The sequence below is a fragment of the Allobosea sp. 05L423 genome, from assembly GCF_056397745.1.
The window spans coordinates 25,603-42,737 of sequence record NZ_JBFTOA010000010.1 but is presented as its reverse complement, the minus strand read 5'-3'; the positions used below and the strand labels follow the sequence as shown (position 1 = coordinate 42,737).

Genomic DNA, 17,135 nt, shown 5'->3' with positions numbered 1-17,135 from the left:
ATTTCTTATGCGCGGGAGGAAGCAATGAAAAGCTTATATCTGGGTCTATCTGCGTGTATTATTTTTGGTAACATCGCTGCGTTCGCAGCAGAAGAGCAGGTATCCGTTGTCGTAGACACAGGGAATCATACCTGTACGCAACCAGGGCAAGAATATAAGCGTTACGCGGCCCTTGAAACGACGCCGGATCGATATTTCGATAAGGAAACGGCCCGCATCGAAGAGATTTCGATCTTTGGTGAGGGGATTTGCAGGATTGAAAAGGTTCACGAAAGAAAAATACCCGTAAAACTTCCAAGTGGAAAAGAAGTTACAATGGCAGTTCCGTACAAGATTGATGCCTATGTCTATGCGGATTGCACGATGGATTTAAGAAAACTTACTACTAGAGTTGGCCGAGAGTGCAAGTTTTCGGCTTCCACAATCAGGATTGATTAGGACCCAACTCGAAACTCGTGCTCGACATCGCGATCGAATGATCCCGACCGCCCTCTGTTCGATCCTCCCGGAGGGAAGATCGAACCCCTCGCAGTGCGAGGGACGGAGGCGATGCCCTCCGTCCCGATGCCTCTCTGGCGCTACGGCGCGCAACGGAGGGCAAGGGGCTTGGGACCGGAGCCACGCGCAGCCGGAGGTGAGCATGGCGAGGACCAACCCTCTTGCCCGAAGCGAGCACCGTGGCAGCCCTGGTCCGTTTGAACGCAGGCATTCTCAAAGCATCGAAGAATTCGAGTCCCGGAGGCTCATCGGCCTGAAACGAGGCGATAGGAAGCCCGTACAGACCAAAGTCGAAGGCAGTTGGGGCAATCCCTCATGGGATTCGGATCGCGATCAGCGATCTGGGACGAGCGAGCGTGCGCCCGTTCCACGCTTGGCGGGCCAACCTGAAAGCTTGCCCGGCGCGCGATGCCCGGCCGCGGCGGCCTGGGCGGCTTCGATCAGACGTTGACCGGCCGCGCGCCAGTCCGAGAGGCAGCGTCGGGGATGGTGACGAACCTGCTGCTCAAGCCGAAACCACTCGGCGTCATCCATGGTCGCGAAGAAGCTCTGCAACGCCACGTCCTGCGCGACGTCGAGCGTCGGACCGAGAACGAGACACCACGGGCGTCCCCGGATTCGAACGCGACGCCATCGATCGGCGGCGTGGGCGGCGTGCTCGTCGCAACGCTGCCACGCGAAGCCGACGCCGTCGATCGGAATGCGGCGCGCGTACTCGGGACATGGATAAGCGCCGCTAGAACGGCGGATGACGTAGCGGCGGAGAAGAAGCGAGGCGTCGCGATCCATCTCAGAGCCCCGGGGTCGGTGCCATTTCAAGCGGATCGACCACCTTTGTGGGCTTCAGGTTGCGCTCGCTGTCGGCGCGGGCGAGCTCCTCGGCGCCGAATTCACGAAAATGGGCCATCTCCGAAACGATGTCGGCAAGCTCTGCCTTGGCGAAAAACGAGCGCTGCTCGTCGTCCAGGTAGGAACTCACGAAGGCTCTCAGATCGGGATCGAGTTTCGCCAGCGCCGAAACGTCGCCCGCCGCGGCGTCGAGAAGAAGTCGGGCCGGGCCGGTGGACGCCTTGACGAGACTGAGGGTATCCGCGCGCCGGGCAGCCTCGGCGGTTTCGGCTTCCCACACGGCTCGCGCTTTGGCGGAGGGTTCGCATGCGCCAAAGCGAACGCCTGCACGTTGGGCCTCAAGCCAGAGCGAGTCTTTGTCCTGCTGCGACCAGGAGCCTGACAGCTCAGCTTCACCGCCCCAGGCCTCCGACGCCTTGAGTACCAGGGCACGGGCAGCTTCGGGGGTGAGCGGGCCGTGCAGCCGAACTTGGTCGCCGATGTCCTGGAGCCGAGCGTTGCCTGCATCGATCCAAACTCCGTCCTGGCCGGGCACAGCATCGTAGCCACGCTCGCGCCACCATGCCGCAATGTCGGGGGGCGCGTGGCTGGAAGGAGCGCGGTCGAGAAGAGTCCGCATGTCACCGGCTGGACGAAGGGATTCGACATGCCAGCCTTGGGCCTCAGCAATAGCCTCGGCCAGCGCGGCGGCACGGCCGGGGCGGCCCCAAGTCCTGACGATCCCGGCCTTCTGATCGAGCTCCACGAAGCCCCGATCGCGTGTCTGGATTCTAGGGGTGGGACGATCTCGATCGATCCGATGGAGATCGTCGGCCCATCGCGAAGCGTCGAGTCCCGGCGCGAGTTCTTCGAGAAGCCCGGATTTGTAATCCTGCTTGCGCGAGTGGATGCGTTTGAATCCCTTCATCGTGGTTCCCTCCCTGGTAATTTGAATATGCGCAACATGCTCGCCGGCGACGATCCGACGCGCAGATTCGTGGGCGTCGCGGACATCAATGCGCGACAGAGCAAGGGCCGCAGCCCGATCCTGGGCGGCCTTGCGGGCGTGCGCGAGACGGATCGAATTCACCTGAGCCCGGAGCGGTGCGAGTTCGAGTGAACGCAAGCGCCCGATCGCTACGCGGTCGGACTCGCCCCACCGAGTCCGTTGCCGACGCTGGCCTTGATCTGCTCCAGGGACGCTGAGTGCTGACCGAGAATCTGCACGATCGTCGAGAGCAAGGTCTTGAGTTCGTCGAGCGCCCCGGAGCCCTCGGGCTCCTCGAGAAGGGCGAGCAGGGGGAGAAGGGTCCTGCTGGCCTCGTGAGCTCCCCGAGCTTCCCGGAAGATCGCCTCCGCGGGATTCGGCGAGCGCTCGGGCGCTGGTGCGTCGGTCATGTACGTCCTCCAGGTTGGGCAAGTCGATGTCGCCGAGCCGCTTCCGAACATCGGCGGCTGTGATCCGGCTACCCTCGGCGCGGGCGGCTGCGGATAGGGAGCGGGCTAGGCCGTGAGCCCCGCCCGCGTGATCGATCAGCATCGGGCCGCGATCGCCAGCCGCGAGCCGAAGGCGGCGTTCGGCAAGGGCGGCCTCGAACGCGGCGCCGGAATCCGACGCCTGCCATGCTGCAAGCGCGGCAGCGCGGACATCGGCAACGGGGATATCGGTACGTTCCGCCTGCGCGCGTTCCCGCGGGGTCTGCACGGCGACGGGGCGGCGGCCGTCATGGAGCCCGGCCGCTGTCATTGCCTCGGCTACGTCGTCGCGCCCTTCTTTCCGGAGGGCGGCGATGACGGCGCGGTTGTGCTTGCCCTTGGTGAAGGGCAAGCCGAACGCAAATTCCGTGATCCGGCTGACCTTTTCACGCCGTGCGTATTCGTGACTGAGGGAAACAACCTTCCCGTTCGGCTTCACCAGGCTGTAGACGCGATGCTCGTGTTCACGGCCGTTTTTGACGTGCCGCACGGCACAGTAGGGCACGTCCTGAAGGTCGAATTCTTCCTCATATGCCGTCATGAAGAATTTCGTGACGGAAACTGCGTCGGCATCCGGGGGCGGATCGACATGGATATGATGCACCGGCCGGTCAGTCCGACCATGCCGGGACGCGGACACGAGTTCGCGGAGCTGGCCGGAAAGGTCGGCCGCAGCGAGGTGGCGGGCGTCGAGCATGCGCACTTCCTGGCCGCCCTTGCGGGACAGAAGATGGCGGGCCAGTGCGGGGCCGCCTGCGCCTCGGGTTGAGCCTGCGATCACGTCAACCTGCCAATCGGGCGACCAGGTGCCCGACTTCGGCCTGAGTAGCCCGGAGCTCGGTGAGCACGGCTTCGGCGTCGGCGTGAAGGGGATGGCCACCTTCCCGGAACGCCCGGCAAAGCTGGACCACGGTGCCGCCGGTTCGCGAGAGCGACGCCGACAGACGGGAGACTTCGGCGAGGTCGGCAGCCGGGATCGTGACCGGTCGGCGCGGCGGCGATGGCGGCAGTGGAGCGGCTTCACTGCCTTCCGGGAGGGCGCGAGCAAGCTCGCGACGGACCCAGCCAGCGCGGGAAAGACCGGCTTCCGCCGCTGCTGCATCGAGAGCGACAGAAAGTTCCGAGCGCAGGCGGACGAATACTTGGCCCGCTGCTCGGGACTCGCTGGCGCGGGCGCTGCTCATTGCACGGTCCTCGCGCCGCGCCAGATCCGCGTAAGATCGGGGCCAAGGCGATCCAGATAGGCGATCATCTGGTCGCAGACATCATTTTCCTCGGCATGGATGTCCAAGCGAGCGTTGGTGCGAATGAGTCCGCAATAAGCCTGCAAAGGTTCCGTAGGGTCCTTCGGGTCGCTCGCTACGCAAACCCAGACGTGAACCGGAGAGCCATCGGCCGCCTGCGCCGCACCGACGCAGACAGCGTCCAGGAGCAGTCCATACCCCTCTACCTGGGCCGCATGGCCGATTCGCACAGGTGAGCCGACGCCCGAGGTCACGAGATTATCCGCGTACATCATGTTCGTCGGCCTCCTCGGGACTCGCTGCTGCGGACACCGCTCATCAGAGCGCCCGAGCCGGGCGATGCCCGGTATTGATCCGGAGCTCATGCCAGAGGGGGGAGAAGATCGGTCGGAGGTCACGAACGGCCGCCGTCTGAATCTCGTCCAGGCAGCTTCGAGCGGCGGCGGGATCGTCGGGAAGGTCGGGATTCGTCGCGGGCAGATCATCGAGGATCAGGCCAACGGCGAGACGAACGGTCGTCGAGCCTGTGATCCGATCCGGCGTGATCTTGCCTCGAACGACCGCCTCGACCTTCTGCCGAATCTGCACGTACATCGGGTCAGCCATTCGACGCCTGATCTGTTCGTAGATCGCACCGACATTGAGCGGCTCGGGCTTGCTATCCGTCATGGTCGTCGTCCTCCTCGGGTGGGGGTCAACGGGGGCGGGTTTCCCGTCCCCTTGCCAGCTTGGGGATGAGCCGAAGGCGAAATCACCACGGCTGGCTTCCTAAGAATCCGGCGCCGGCGGAATTCCAGCAACCCGTAGTGATTTCAGCCGCGCGGAGAGGATGCCGGTGGAATTGGAGACGGGCTTAAGCTGTGGAAGCCGAGACCGACCACGACGCCAGCGAGATATTTAACCTTGGCTCCAGGTCGGGGGCTCCCAAGTCCAGGGGAGCTCTCCAGGAAGGTCGCATCGACACAACGATGTTACGGCAGGAGAGCAAGACATGGCGGAACGCAGCATCCGACCCTCCTGGACAGCGCAGGACCCGGTCGCAAGGGCGGATAGGGAAGAGCTCGCCGGTGAAACTCGATGGCGGAACGGCGGTCGCGATAGCTGGTGGCTGACAGTCCTCACGCACGGATACTGCGCCCATGCCCGTCTGAGGCGCAGCGCATCTGGGCGATGGACCGGGTTCGCGTCACGACTTATTCACCAGGGATGGCTTCACGACGACGAAATTGATGCAGGAGAGTCCCTGATTGAGGCCATGCGCACGGCGGAACGCGCCATTGCCCGCTTGTCCGCCTCCGCGTGGTGAAGCAGCCGCTCCGGAAACGGACCTGCCGAATGTCGGAGATGGGTGGTCTGCTGACGTTCCTCCAGGCCGGCCGAAGGGGCTGGGTCGCGCCAAGAGCCGACATCGTTCGTTTGCCAGAAAGGCGACATTTGAAACAGTGGATTGCCCGGTGAGAAGTGATTGGGACGCCCGCCGGATGGCGAGCGTCCAATACTCCAGCGCTAGTACATAGCCGGCAGGACTGCGATGTCACGCGCCACGCACGAAAATGCCGGTGATCTTGCCGACGGAGGTTGCCTTGCCGGTGGCGGGATCGACCTTGTGCAGCGCGCCATCTGCGAGCAGCCAGCCGGTACGGTGCGGCACGACGAGAATAGGTCACTCATTTTCGCGTGCCCGGCCGCGCCATTCTGATTCTCACCCTCTCACTTCATGCGGCCTTTCAATTGAGCGCCTGCGTCTTGCGAACAGGTAGACCAGCGCTGCAACGATAACCAACCCAGCAATGAAAAGACCGATTCTAGCAGCCCAGACGAGCCACTCAACGGACGGATTACGGGACCGCAAATCGGCAACCTGCGCTGCGGTAACCTTCCCGGCAGGATTGCCGAAATGCTGGATCAGATAGGTGCCTAGGGTCGCGACTTGCGTATCGGAAAGCTCCTTGGCGAAGCCCGGCATAAATACGTCCGGCTGCCGCCGCAGCCCTTCGAGGATCACCAGTACCAGATTGTTGGTGTTTTCACGGCCCAGCGCAGTGTTGTGCAGCAGCGACGGCAGGCTGCCCTCGAAGCTGCCTTGACCCTGCGCCTGGTGGCAGGTTGCGCAATAAGCGTCGTAAAGCTGCGGGCCGCTCATGGCGTCCGGGTTCGAGGGCAGCGCCACGCCGCGGATGCTCGCCAGGTCGTCCGACGGTCCGCCCCAGGCAAAGACCGGCTTCGTGTCGGCCCGCTCGCGCACAGGCGGAACAGTCTTGAGGTAAACCGCGATCGCCTTCAGGTCGTCCCTGGTCAGGAACCGCAAGCTGTTGTCAACCGCTTCCGCCATCGGACCGGCCGCCTGACTCTTGCCCGTGGCGTGGCCGTCACGCATGTAGGCGATCAGGTCCTCCACGGTCCATCCGCCGACGCCGCTGTTCGCATCGGAGGTGATGTTCGGCGCGCGCCAGAAGCCAACCTCGCCGCCGGCCAATTCGCTGGATGGCTTTTCCGCCATCAACAGATTGCGGGGCGTGTGGCAGGTGCCGCAATGCGCCGGCCCGCGGACCAGATAGCCGCCACGGTTCCATTCGGCGTCCCGCGCCGGATTCGGCTTGAACGGCCCCTTGTCGAGGAACACCAAGTTCCAGCCGGCCATCAACAGGCGGATGTTGAACGGAAACGGCAGCTTCGTCTTTACCGGGCGCGTTTCGACCGGCTTCACGTCGTTCATGAAATAGGCATAGAGGGCGGCGACATCATCGTCGGACAGCAGCGCATAGGCTGTATAGGGCATGGCCGGGTAAAGCTGGTTGCCGTCGGCACGCACGCCCTTGCGCAATGCGGCGTCGAACTGCTCCAGCGTATAATTGCCGATTCCGCCTTGCTTCGACGGCGTGATGTTGGTCGACGTGATCGCGCCGAGAGGGGTCGAGAGGGCGAGGCCGCCGGCCATGGGCGCGCCGCCAGGCGCGGTGTGGCACGCCACGCAGTCGGAGGCCGTGGCCATGTATTTTCCGCGCGCGATCTGATCTGCCGTGACCCGGGTGGGTTGCTGTGCGATGCCCGCACTGGGAACCGACAGCGCCAGGGCGAGAACGAAGCCGGGAACGAGCAGGCCCATCGCGCGGCTCATGTCTTCGTTCCGCTTGCAGGCGTGCCGAGCGCGGCGCTCTTCCGTCCCAGAATATGGGCGACCGAGCGCAGGGCGACCGCCAGTCCGTTTTCCGTTGAATTGCAGGTCGCGGACGTCGGCAACACGCCGGTGCTGGCAAGGAAGAGGTTTTCGTGGTCGTGCGCGCGCCCCCATTGGTCGCAGACCGAGGTTTTCGGGTCGTTGCCCATGCTGAGCGTGCCGCAGATATGCTGGTTGTTCGCGAAGTCGCCATCCTTGCTGAATCGCAGGTTGGTGCCGCCCATCAGTTCGGCGATGCGGCTAAAATCCTGCTGGGAGCGCTCGTGACCGCGCCTGGTGTAGTCGGCGATCGCATAATGCGCCTCGGGCTTCGGAATCCCCATCGCATCCTTCTCGGAACTCAGTGTGATCCGGTGCTCGGGGTCCGGCAGCACTTCCAGCACATTCTTCACATTCATTTCGCGGGCCGCGCTGTAGCGCAGGCGCTTCTCCAGTTCCGCACCGTAGACGCCCGCCGCGATCAGGCTCTTCGTCGCGCCGTCGACGCGCGAGATGTTGGTGAAATCGAGCCGGTAGGGCGCGTGTTCAGAGCGGAACGCGCCGTCGCGCATGGTGTTGATCGAACTTGGGCTTTGCGGTCCTCGTCCCAGCCACACATCCTCGTCGGCGTCGAAGGTCAGCGAGGTGCTCGGGTGATCCATCAGATTGCGGCCGACCATGTCGGAACTGTTGGACAGGCCGTTCGGAAACTTGTCGCTGGCCGACAACATTAACAGACGCGGGCTCTCGATGCCGTTGGCGGCGACGATGAAGGTCTTGCCCATCACCCGATGCGATCCCTTGTCGGGGTCGTAGTAAAGTGCCGCCGCGATCAGGCCTCTCTCGTCATGTTCAAGCTTGTAGACATTGGCATTCGGAAGCAGCTTTGCACCGGCCGCTTCAGCAGCCTGCGCTGCCAGGCCACCATGGTACTGCGCATCGATCGGGCAGATTGGCTGGCACGAGTTATTGCCGCAGCAGGCCGGCCGCCCGTCAAAGGGGCGACTGTTGCGCGCCGTGGTGTTGCTTACGACCGGATACTCGGAGACGAGCCGCTCCCTCAGACGGCGCATGGCGAATGGTTCCGCGACCGGCTCCATCGGGAAGGGCTTGTTGCGAGGCGAGCCGGTATTGGGCGCGCCCGAAACGCCCATGATCTCCTCAGCTTCTTGGTAGAAGGGCTCAAGATCGTCATAGCTCATCGGCCAGTCGACACCGACGCCGTAGAGGCTCTTGATCTTGAAGTCGTTGGGCACGTTGCGCCAGGCTTGCGCCGCCCAATGCCAGGTCGTGCCGCCGACCTGTCGAATATACTCGGCGGGGTAGGGGTAGGGCCCAGCCTGAATGAGATAGTTGTTGGACTCAGGCTGATAGACTGGGTGCGGTGCCCAGGCCGCGGACGGATAAGGCGACATCCAGTCGCTGCGGCGCGGCGAATTACGGAAGCGTGCGACCAGTTCGCCGCGTGTCACGCGCGGGCCGGCTTCGAGAATAATCACCGACGCACCGGAGAGCGCGAGCTTGCGCGCTACCTGCGAGCCGATAATCCCCGAACCGATGACGACGAAATCCGCTGACAGCGCGTCGGCCATGATGTGTCCTCAGATCGGCTGTCTGGCCCAACTACCGTAGGCGCCATAGGCGTAGGTGGGAGGCTTGAGCATGTCGGCAACGGCTTGTGCGTTGAGCGCCGTCTCAAAGGCCAGGCAGCGTGCCTTGGCCCCGTCTCCAACGATGCCCAAGTACCACGCCGTCAGGATTCGCGGCGGCAACGATGCCACCGGCGATTTTTCGTCATCCAGGGTTTTCTGCAACTGCATCGGATCGATTTTGCGTTGCTCGATCATGTCGAGGAGCGATTTTGCAGCCGCTGGAAATCCTGGGTCATCAGCGAGAAGCGCCGCATGGAGATGCTCGGCCTGTGTCGGATCGAGCGACTGGCGGCCGGCCAGGATCGCCGACAGTGCCAGAAACGTGGCCTTGTCTACGTTCGCCACTTGCTGGGCCAGTGCCCAAGGGATCAACGACGCCGTATAGGCTGAGACGACGCCAAACAAAAACAGACGACGGCCGGAAGCCGGCGGTTGAAGCGGATCGATAAGGTTTTCCACGAACAGCTCCCACAAATTGCATTGCGCAATCGAGGCATTTCGTCGGCTCGTCACAATCCAAAATACGGCGAAGATAGTAGGGTTGCTGCGCCGTCACCCAAGAGAAAAACGGAAAAAAGTGCTGCGGTCCAGAACGCCGGGTATTCCCAGCCACCGTCGGCATTGCTGAACAACCAGCCCTTCTTGCCGTGCACCATGACGATCGTGCCGAGTACAAGCGGTACGAGAAGCAATGCTGTGTAACGCGGATATATGCCCAAGATGAGACAGGCCGCTCCACCCAGCTCCGCCACGATCGTCACATAGGCCAGCCAGCCTGGTAGTCCGAGCGACACGAAGTAGCTGACCGTACCCGGGATCGTGAAGACACGGACCTTCAACATCGCATGGGCGATAAACATCAGGCCGAGACACAGCCGCAACAGCAGGATCGCGTAGGGCGCAGTGGTTGTATCAATCATCAAAAAGCTCCGACGATGGTCTCAACCCAAAAGTTGTTGCTTACATCTGCCTTCCCGAACGCCGCGGCGATATCGCTCGCGGTGGCCTCTCACGGATTGACGTTGCCGAACAAAACCGATGCGCGAGCGGACGCACAAGCGATCGCACGTCCGGATTCCTCAGCAGCGCCGGAGATCAACACGGTTGGGACCCAGAAATCGATCTCAGACCATTTCACATAGGCCTCCGACCATGTCTGCCAGCATCCAGACGTGTCTTGGACCAGTCCAGCTTCGGACTTGCAGCAGTGACGCGGTAGTGACCTGATCGGGTGAGTTCACTCATCGGAAGTGAGGAGCGCGGCACCATTGCCTATCGCGAAGGGTCCGAGCTCAGGATGCCCGCCATCGCGCCGCGGAGGACGAGCTGCGCGCGAGAATTGGCGCCGAGCTTCGTTTTCGCCGCCTCGACATGAGCGTGGACCGTGTTCGGCGACAGGCCCAGGATCATTCCGATCTGCGGGTCGCTGCGTCCCACCGCAACCCATCTCAGGCATTCGGCTTCGCGCCGGGTGAGCGACGGTGGCGCGGTGTGCGCGAGATGAAGTGAGAGACCGACATGCGCGTAGGCCTCGCACATGCCGTGCAGAAGGAAACGCTCATAATCGGCGAGCTCCAGCAGATGATCAGCTCCCAGGAGCACGAAGCCTACCTCATCGTATCCGGCGCGGATCGGCGCGCAAAAGCCGTCAATTAAGCCATGCTTGCGACTTTCCGCCAGGATCGTTGCGCCCTGGCGTGTGGGAGCCGCAACCTCATTGAGCGTGAAGGCTCCACTTATATGGCAAGCCGCCGTCACGACGGGATCGTCGATCGCATAGTGCTGGCTCTGGTATCGTTCGGCCCAGCCGGGCATCGTCCGCCCGAAGAGACATCCGGCCTCGTGGAACTGGCCCTCGCCGAAGACCCGCAGATAGCCGGCGCTATGGTATCCCAGCCCCTGGATCCGGCCCGCGAAAATGTGGTCGAGTTCGGCACAGTTCCCGGCTTCGGCAAGTGCGGACACGATTCCTTGCGCTGCGACCTTGAATGCATCTGATGGAAGGGCGGGAAACGCTGACATCGGCCATTTCTCCAAACGACTTCGATCGCCACTAAGGCAGTCGAAAGAAGCGATTTTGAGCCCGAAATTGTTCCGTCCGTCACGGACGCGTGGGTTCCCGGGACATCCTCTGATCAGGTCGGTGGCCTGTCGACCGTCGGACTCCGATACTCTGTGTCCGCAGGATTTGGAGAGCACGTCATGCGCAGGGTTTTGGTCACGGCGGGTGCTTCGGGCATCGGCAAGGAGATCGCCGCGGCCTTCCTGTCCGCCGGCGACAGCGTCTATGCCTGTGACATCAACCCGACCACGCTGGACGCCACGGCAGGAGAGCTTCCGCGGCTGAAAACCGGCTTATGCGATGTCGGCGACCGCAACCAGATCAACGCGATGGTCGCTGACGCGGTGTCGCAACTCGGCGGTATCGATATCCTCATCAACAATGCCGGGATCGCCGGGCCGACCGCTCCGGTCAAAGATGTCGATCCGGACCAGTGGGAAGCGGTTCTGAAAGTCGATCTGACCGGGACCTTCCTAGTCACGAAAGCCGCGATTCCGCCCCTGATCGCGTCGGGGAATGGCGTGATCGTGATCATGTCGTCGGTGGCCGGACGTTTCGGCTACCCCAACCGGAGCCCCTATGCGACGGTGAAATGGGGCCTGATCGGCTTCATGAAGACGCTGTCGATGGAACTCGGTGCTCATAACGTCCGGGCGAATGCCATCCTGCCCGGTGCCGTCGATGGCGAGCGGATCGAGAAGGTCTTCCAGGCCCGTGCAGATGCGACGGGAAAATCGCTCGACGCAATCGAGGCCGAGGCCATGGCGAACCAGTCGCTCCCGTACATGGTGGATCCGAAGGACATCGCAGCGTTGGCCGTCTTCCTTGCCTCCGACGCCGCCAAGTCGATCTCCGGTCAGATCATGCCGATAGATGGCGACATGCAGCGAAACTGAACCCGGCGCCGTGCAGCTCCCAGGGGCGAAAAATGCCCCGCGAGGAACGGCCGATCCGCGGTTAAGCACAGGAAGGAGACCGCCGTGGCCGAGCACACCACTTCCGGCAGCGCATCCGTTGTCTTGAGCGATCTGAACAAGCTGCTGCCCGATCTCGAGGCACTCTACAAGGATGTCCACGCCCACCCCGAATTATCGATGCAGGAGACGCGAACCGCCGGGATCGCCGCAGACACGCTCAAAAAGGCTGGCTTCGAGGTGACGACCGGCCTGGGCAAGACGGGCGTGGTCGGAGTGCTTCGCAACGGTGAGGGGCCGACGGTGATGTTGCGCGCTGACATGGATGGGCTGCCAATCGCGGAGAACACCGGACTGGACTATGCCAGCAAGGTCACTGCCAAGGACGGAGAGGGCAATACCGTCCCAGTGGGCCATATGTGCGGTCATGACATGCATGTCGCTTGGCTGGTTGGGGCAGCGACATTGCTATCGCAGGCGCGCAATGCCTGGACGGGCACGTTGCTAGCCGTCTTCCAGCCTGGCGAGGAAACTGCTCAAGGCGCCCAGGCGATGATCGATGATGGCCTGCTAAAGCGCTTCCCGCAGCCCGATGTCGTCCTGGGCCAGCACGTCATGGTCGGTCCCTCCGGCTCCGTCGCCGGCAGCGCCGGGCCCATCACGTCGGCGGCGGACAGCCTGCAAATCCGCCTGTTCGGGCGAGGCGCGCATGGGTCGATGCCGCAGGCCAGCATCGATCCCGTCGTCATGGCGGCCGCCGTCGTGCTGCGGCTCCAGACCGTCGTGTCCCGGGAGGTTGCCGCCAATGACGCGGCGGTGGTGACGGTTGGCGTGTTGCAGGCCGGTACTAAGGAGAACGTCATTCCCGACGACGCCGTTATCAAGCTCAATGTGCGCACGTTCGACGAAGGCGTGCGCAAGCATGTGCTCGCCGCCATCGAGCGGATCGTCAATGCCGAGGCCGAAGCCTCTGGCGCGCCGCGCAAGCCCGAGATTACGCCGCTCGACCGCTATCCGCTGAACGTCAACGACGAAACCGCCAGCAACCGTATCGCCGCAGCGTTTCGCGGCCATTTTTCGCCCGACCGGGTGAAGCATACCGGTCCCGCACCGGCCAGCGAGGATTTCGGCTGCTTCGGCACCGCATGGCAGGTGCCATCAGTGTTCTGGTTCGTGGGGGGCAACGATCCCAAGGTCTATGCCGAGGCTAAGGCGGCCGGCAAGCTGAACGAACTGCCGGTCAATCACAGTCCGCAATTCGCCCCGGTACTCCATCCCACGCTGGAAACGGGCGTCGAGGCGCTGGTCGTCGGCGCGCTCGCTTGGCTCGGCGCGACACCAAAATGAACTGCTTTGCCCGATTGCACCTGAGATCGGTCTCTTTCGAATGCCGTTCGGTGCGTTCGTCTAAATGCGGCAGGCTTTAGCAGGCGGGACCGGCATGATCGCCATCGAGACCCTCGTGCGACTTCTCGACCTGGGCGGCACCTTCGTTTTCGCGATCAGCGGGGCGGTTGCCGCGGTCAATGGCCGTCTCGACATCTTCGGCATCCTGGTCCTGTCGTTCGTGACGGGTAATGTTGGCGGCATCACCCGGGATGTGCTGATCGGCGCCATTCCACCGGCCGCTTTGACGGACTGGCGGTATCTGCTGGTTTCAGTCCTGGCCGGGCTCGTCACCTTCTACTGGTATGCCGGCGTCCACAAGCTGCGTAGCCCCGTCCTCCTGTTCGACGCGGTCGGACTTTCGTTTTTCGCCGTCGTCGGTGCGCACAAGGCCATCGAGTTCGGATTGAATCCGGTGATGTCCGCGCTTCTGGGCATGCTGAGCGGCATCGGCGGCGGCATGACGCGCGATGTGCTGCTTGCAGAGGTTCCGCAGGTCTTGCGCTCCGATTTGTACGCCGTCGCAGCCCTGACCGCCGCGTCCCTCGTGGTTATCGGCGATATGGTCGGCCTGTCCTATGGCGTCTCAGCGCTGGCCGGAGCGGCCGCCTGCTTCGGCCTTCGGTTCATGGCCATCAGACGTGGCTGGCATTTGCCGGTCGCCCGCCTCTCTGCAAGAGGGCGCGCTGAAGCGGACACCTCGAACAAGAAGCGGCGCTAAACTGTCGATGCGCATGAGGAATGACCGAACGTAGGGATCCGACAGGCAACGCCGACAAAGGCAGATGTAAATGGGCGCAGAAGCTGACTACCTGACCCCTGCGGTCGAGCAGAGCCGCGATCATGTCCTCGGCCCTGGAAACGCGCCGATCACGCTGGTCGAGTATGGCAGCTACGCGAACGAGAGTTGCAGCGCCGTCGATGACGTCATCGCGAAACTTCGCGACCGGTTCGACGATCAGATGCGCTACGTCTTTCGCCATCGTCCGCTTCCGGGCAACGATCTCGCTTGGCGCGCCGCCGAGCTGGCGGAGCAGGCGGATCGCGACCAATTCTGGAAGGTCCATGTCGATCTCATGTCGCGCTCGGACGCGCTAACTGAAGGCGATCTCGACAGGGTCGCCGCTTCCGCTGGTATTGACCCGTCGGAAGAGTCGAAAGACGCGCATCAGCGTGTCGACGACGATGAACAGAGTGCAAAAGCGAGCGGCGTAGAGCTAACTCCGACCTTCTTCATCAATGGCCGACGCTATAAGGGACCATGGGACGAGAGTTCCCTCAGCGATGCCATGCTCGACAAGATGGGGCATCGGGTGCGGGTCGCCGCGTTCCAGTTCGTGCGCTGGGGACCTTCCGCTGGCGTGCTTTTGCTGGTGGCAACGTTGCTGGCGCTCGCCCTGTCCAACTCACCCCTTGGTCCAGCATTCGCAGACTTTTGGGAGTGGAGGCTTGGCATCGCGCTGGGCGGCTGGAGTTTCAGCATGTCACTGCTGGCGTGGGTGAACGATGGTTTGCTCACGATCTTTTTTCTGGTCGTTGGTCTCGAGATAAAACGCGAATTCACCGTGGGCCATCTGGCGGACCGACGATCGGCTGCCTTGCCGATAGCCGCCGCGATCGGCGGCATGGTGGCTCCGGCTCTTCTGTATCTTTCCATCATCTCGCCCGGCCAGTGGCAGCACGGGTGGGGCGTGCCGATCGCCACTGATACGGCCTTCGCAATCGCGGTGATGGCCGCGATGGGCCGCCGGGTTCCCCTGGAACTTCGAGTGTTTCTGACGGCAGCCGCGATCGTGGACGACATCGGCTCTATCCTCGTGGTCGCATTCTTTTACTCCAGTGGTTTTCAGATCGGGTATCTTATCGCAGCCGTGGCTGCGGTCATCGCGCTCGGATTTCTCCATCGATCGCATATTTACCGCGTGACCCCCTACGTGATCGTCGGCATCCTGTTGTGGGCCTTCGTTCATGCGGGCGGACTGCATGCCACGCTCGCAGGCGTCCTGCTGGCGTTGTTCATCCCGACACGACCGCCACCCAACCTTCCCGCCCTGACGATGCAGGCCAACTCCATCCTGCGCAGGGAGACGAGCCGCGGTGACGAGGTGCTTCATCATGGCCCATCACTTCCGGCGTTGCGCGCACTCGATACAATCCACAACCGACTGGAATCTCCAGCCGATCGTCTTCTCCGCCACGCCGGGGCACGGTCAAGCTACGTGGTGCTACCGATTTTCGCCCTCGCAAATGCCGGGGTCGCGCTGAATGCGGATGTGCTGGCTGGGCATGGTGAACTCATGGTTGCGATTATGGCTGGTCTGGTCGTTGGTAAACCACTCGGGCTCTTTACCGCGTCCGCTCTCGCCGTGAGGGTCGGAATCGCTCAAAAGCCTGACACGTATTCCTGGCGGCAACTTGCCGGGGCTGGCATCCTCGCCGGCATCGGATTCACCATGTCGCTGTTTATCGCCGGTCAGGCTTTCCCGCTCTACAGGGACTTCGAAGCGGCGAAGATTGCGGTTCTTTCGGCATCGGTGGTGGCGGGGATCGCGGGGGCACTCCTTCTTTGGAGCGCCCAATCGCCCAGTCAAGAGTAGGCGGGGCGGGCTAAGAAGATATCACTGCTTCGTCGATACGGGCCCCGGGGGGCGTGCCGCGCTTTCCCGATTAGCGGGTTTCTTGTCCTCGACGAGGAGACACCGGAAGAAGCGCGTCTCCGGGCCTTCTGTGGGCCGCCCGAAAACAGACCTTCCGAACGTCGGCAATGGGCCACCCATCGACATCGGTCAGCGCGCCGCGAATGTCTCACTTGGGTCGCACTCGTACGTTGGTGCGCGATCCGTGTTGGTGTCCTCGCCTCCGGAAAGTCCCGCGCCTGGCGAGTTCGGCTTGTCCGAACGATCCGGGCGTGTCGCGGTCGCCCCTGCCTGGCATGTGAGTCCCCTGGGGGCCTGAGCCGAGCATTGCGCCCGGGGCATTAACTCTGGTCGGAGGTCAGGGGCTCCCGGAGGCGCCAGATCCCGGCATGAGAAGCGTCGCGGCAGGCCGCCGCGATCGGAGACGACGAAATGGGCACGGTTCATCAGATCAGACCCGGCGTAGACATCGGCAGATGGTGCAATGCCGATGACGGTCGCCACATCACGGAAGCGAGCGCGGAGCTGCCCAGCGGAACGATCAGCGCGAGCCTGGAAGTCGGACCTGAGGCTGAGGACTGCTGGTGGTGGATGATCGGTGAATGGGATGACGACATCGATGGGGATGTGATCGTGCGGAGCGGGTACGCTCCCTCCCTTTCGAAAGCTCAGGACCTTGCAGAAGCGGCTGCCGCGGCAGTGCTCGATGACGCTGTGAGATATCGCGCGATCCGGGCAGCCTAATTGAGCTCGAAATCATGGGAATGAACCAACGGGGCGGCCTCCGGCGGCCCTGTTCGCGTCTCAGGTCTTGCAGATTGATGTTGCATGATGATCTTAAAGTGCCGACTTGGGATTATTATGCAACATTGCGACAGTTTACTGTCAAAAAGACCTTATTAAGCACGACTCTCTTTTCGATGTTGATTTCATCTGGGTATCGATCCAGGATTTATCTATCGACGGCGGCAACGCCGCCGATACGTTGAAGGCGAAAGCGAGCGTTCCCTGCATTCGCAGGGGTCATCCGATGTCGTAGGAGCTCTTAGGGCGATTACGTACGGAACCGCTAGCATCGAGTAGCCCAAGCGTTCCCTGCATACGCAGGGTTATTCCTTGCTCACGCGGGGATGTGATCACTCCCTCTTGGGGGTCAGGAAAAAGAAACGGCCTCGGCCGCTTCTCCCTGTGATCGGTCCCCTTTGGGGGGTTCCCCGCCTCGGCGAGGATGTCGACCGCCGAACAGGCGGTTCAGGAAACGGCCCACGGGCCGTTTCCTGTC

General features: G+C 62.8%; 17 protein-coding genes and 1 pseudogene. 6 read left to right on the top strand and 12 right to left on the bottom strand.

The genetic code is table 11. The features are described from left to right. The first annotated feature begins 24 nt into the window (after nucleotides 1-24). The gene (locus tag AC1DNE_RS20095) at nucleotides 25-438 is read left to right on the top strand and encodes a hypothetical protein (RefSeq protein WP_476765603.1); all 414 of its coding nucleotides are present in this window, start codon (nucleotides 25-27) and stop codon (nucleotides 436-438) included. Nucleotides 439-831: 393 nt separating this feature from the next. On the opposite strand, the gene AC1DNE_RS20090 is transcribed toward AC1DNE_RS20095, so the two are convergent. The 12 genes and pseudogenes from AC1DNE_RS20090 to AC1DNE_RS20035 all read right to left on the bottom strand — a co-directional run bounded on the left by AC1DNE_RS20090 (nucleotide 832) and on the right by AC1DNE_RS20035 (nucleotide 10,892). Beyond that, a complete protein-coding gene (locus AC1DNE_RS20090; RefSeq protein ID WP_476765602.1) occupies nucleotides 832-1,287 on the bottom strand; it encodes a hypothetical protein in 456 nt (151 codons plus the stop codon). Between the two features lies 1 nt (nucleotide 1,288). Beyond that, on the bottom strand, nucleotides 1,289-2,452 hold the full coding sequence (locus tag AC1DNE_RS20085; RefSeq protein WP_476765658.1) for a hypothetical protein: 1,164 nt from the start codon (nucleotides 2,450-2,452) through the stop codon (nucleotides 1,289-1,291). Between the two features lie 11 nt (nucleotides 2,453-2,463). Further along, nucleotides 2,464-2,724, bottom strand: a complete 261-nt coding sequence (locus AC1DNE_RS20080; RefSeq protein WP_476765657.1) for a hypothetical protein — start codon at nucleotides 2,722-2,724, stop codon at nucleotides 2,464-2,466. A gap of 487 nt (nucleotides 2,725-3,211) precedes the next feature. Then, nucleotides 3,212-3,499: pseudogene (locus tag AC1DNE_RS20075) on the bottom strand (relaxase/mobilization nuclease domain-containing protein); the annotation flags it as partial. 85 nt (nucleotides 3,500-3,584) lie between these two features. Further along, nucleotides 3,585-3,986, bottom strand: coding sequence for a hypothetical protein (locus AC1DNE_RS20070; protein WP_476765601.1), 402 nt, complete (start codon nucleotides 3,984-3,986; stop codon nucleotides 3,585-3,587). Next, nucleotides 3,983-4,321 (bottom strand): hypothetical protein, encoded by a 339-nt coding sequence (locus AC1DNE_RS20065; protein WP_476765600.1) that lies wholly within the window; start codon nucleotides 4,319-4,321, stop codon nucleotides 3,983-3,985. Before AC1DNE_RS20065 ends, AC1DNE_RS20070 begins: the two co-directional genes overlap by 4 nt. Nucleotides 4,322-4,364: 43 nt before the next feature. After that, on the bottom strand, nucleotides 4,365-4,715 hold the full coding sequence (locus AC1DNE_RS20060) for a hypothetical protein (protein WP_476765599.1): 351 nt from the start codon (nucleotides 4,713-4,715) through the stop codon (nucleotides 4,365-4,367). 1,033 nt (nucleotides 4,716-5,748) lie between these two features. Continuing rightward, nucleotides 5,749-7,164: a c-type cytochrome gene (locus AC1DNE_RS20055; protein ID WP_476841165.1), complete on the bottom strand. Its 1,416-nt coding sequence runs from the start codon at nucleotides 7,162-7,164 to the stop codon at nucleotides 5,749-5,751. Beyond that, nucleotides 7,161-8,795 (bottom strand): GMC family oxidoreductase, encoded by a 1,635-nt coding sequence (locus tag AC1DNE_RS20050; RefSeq protein WP_476765597.1) that lies wholly within the window; start codon nucleotides 8,793-8,795, stop codon nucleotides 7,161-7,163. Before AC1DNE_RS20050 ends, AC1DNE_RS20055 begins: the two co-directional genes overlap by 4 nt. Before the next feature lie 9 nt (nucleotides 8,796-8,804). Beyond that, complete coding sequence (locus AC1DNE_RS20045) at nucleotides 8,805-9,314, bottom strand: sugar dehydrogenase complex small subunit (RefSeq protein WP_476765596.1); 510 nt, start codon at nucleotides 9,312-9,314, stop codon at nucleotides 8,805-8,807. Nucleotides 9,315-9,364: 50 nt separating this feature from the next. Then, nucleotides 9,365-9,775: a DoxX family protein gene (locus AC1DNE_RS20040; protein ID WP_476765595.1), complete on the bottom strand. Its 411-nt coding sequence runs from the start codon at nucleotides 9,773-9,775 to the stop codon at nucleotides 9,365-9,367. Between the two features lie 352 nt (nucleotides 9,776-10,127). Continuing rightward, complete coding sequence (locus tag AC1DNE_RS20035; RefSeq protein WP_476765594.1) at nucleotides 10,128-10,892, bottom strand: helix-turn-helix transcriptional regulator; 765 nt, start codon at nucleotides 10,890-10,892, stop codon at nucleotides 10,128-10,130. Nucleotides 10,893-11,057: 165 nt separating this feature from the next. On the opposite strand from AC1DNE_RS20035, the gene AC1DNE_RS20030 reads away from it, so the two are divergent. The 5 genes from AC1DNE_RS20030 to AC1DNE_RS20010 all read left to right on the top strand — a co-directional run bounded on the left by AC1DNE_RS20030 (nucleotide 11,058) and on the right by AC1DNE_RS20010 (nucleotide 16,597). After that, nucleotides 11,058-11,813, top strand: a complete 756-nt coding sequence (locus AC1DNE_RS20030) for an SDR family oxidoreductase (protein WP_476765593.1) — start codon at nucleotides 11,058-11,060, stop codon at nucleotides 11,811-11,813. Nucleotides 11,814-11,897: 84 nt separating this feature from the next. Beyond that, nucleotides 11,898-13,178, top strand: coding sequence for a M20 family metallopeptidase (locus AC1DNE_RS20025; RefSeq protein ID WP_476765592.1), 1,281 nt, complete (start codon nucleotides 11,898-11,900; stop codon nucleotides 13,176-13,178). Between the two features lie 94 nt (nucleotides 13,179-13,272). Then, nucleotides 13,273-13,938: a trimeric intracellular cation channel family protein gene (locus AC1DNE_RS20020; protein WP_476765591.1), complete on the top strand. Its 666-nt coding sequence runs from the start codon at nucleotides 13,273-13,275 to the stop codon at nucleotides 13,936-13,938. Between the two features lie 70 nt (nucleotides 13,939-14,008). After that, on the top strand, nucleotides 14,009-15,814 hold the full coding sequence (nhaA, locus tag AC1DNE_RS20015) for a Na+/H+ antiporter NhaA (RefSeq protein WP_476765590.1): 1,806 nt from the start codon (nucleotides 14,009-14,011) through the stop codon (nucleotides 15,812-15,814). A gap of 471 nt (nucleotides 15,815-16,285) precedes the next feature. Beyond that, complete coding sequence (locus tag AC1DNE_RS20010; RefSeq protein ID WP_476765589.1) at nucleotides 16,286-16,597, top strand: hypothetical protein; 312 nt, start codon at nucleotides 16,286-16,288, stop codon at nucleotides 16,595-16,597. Nucleotides 16,598-17,135 lie beyond the last annotated feature (538 nt).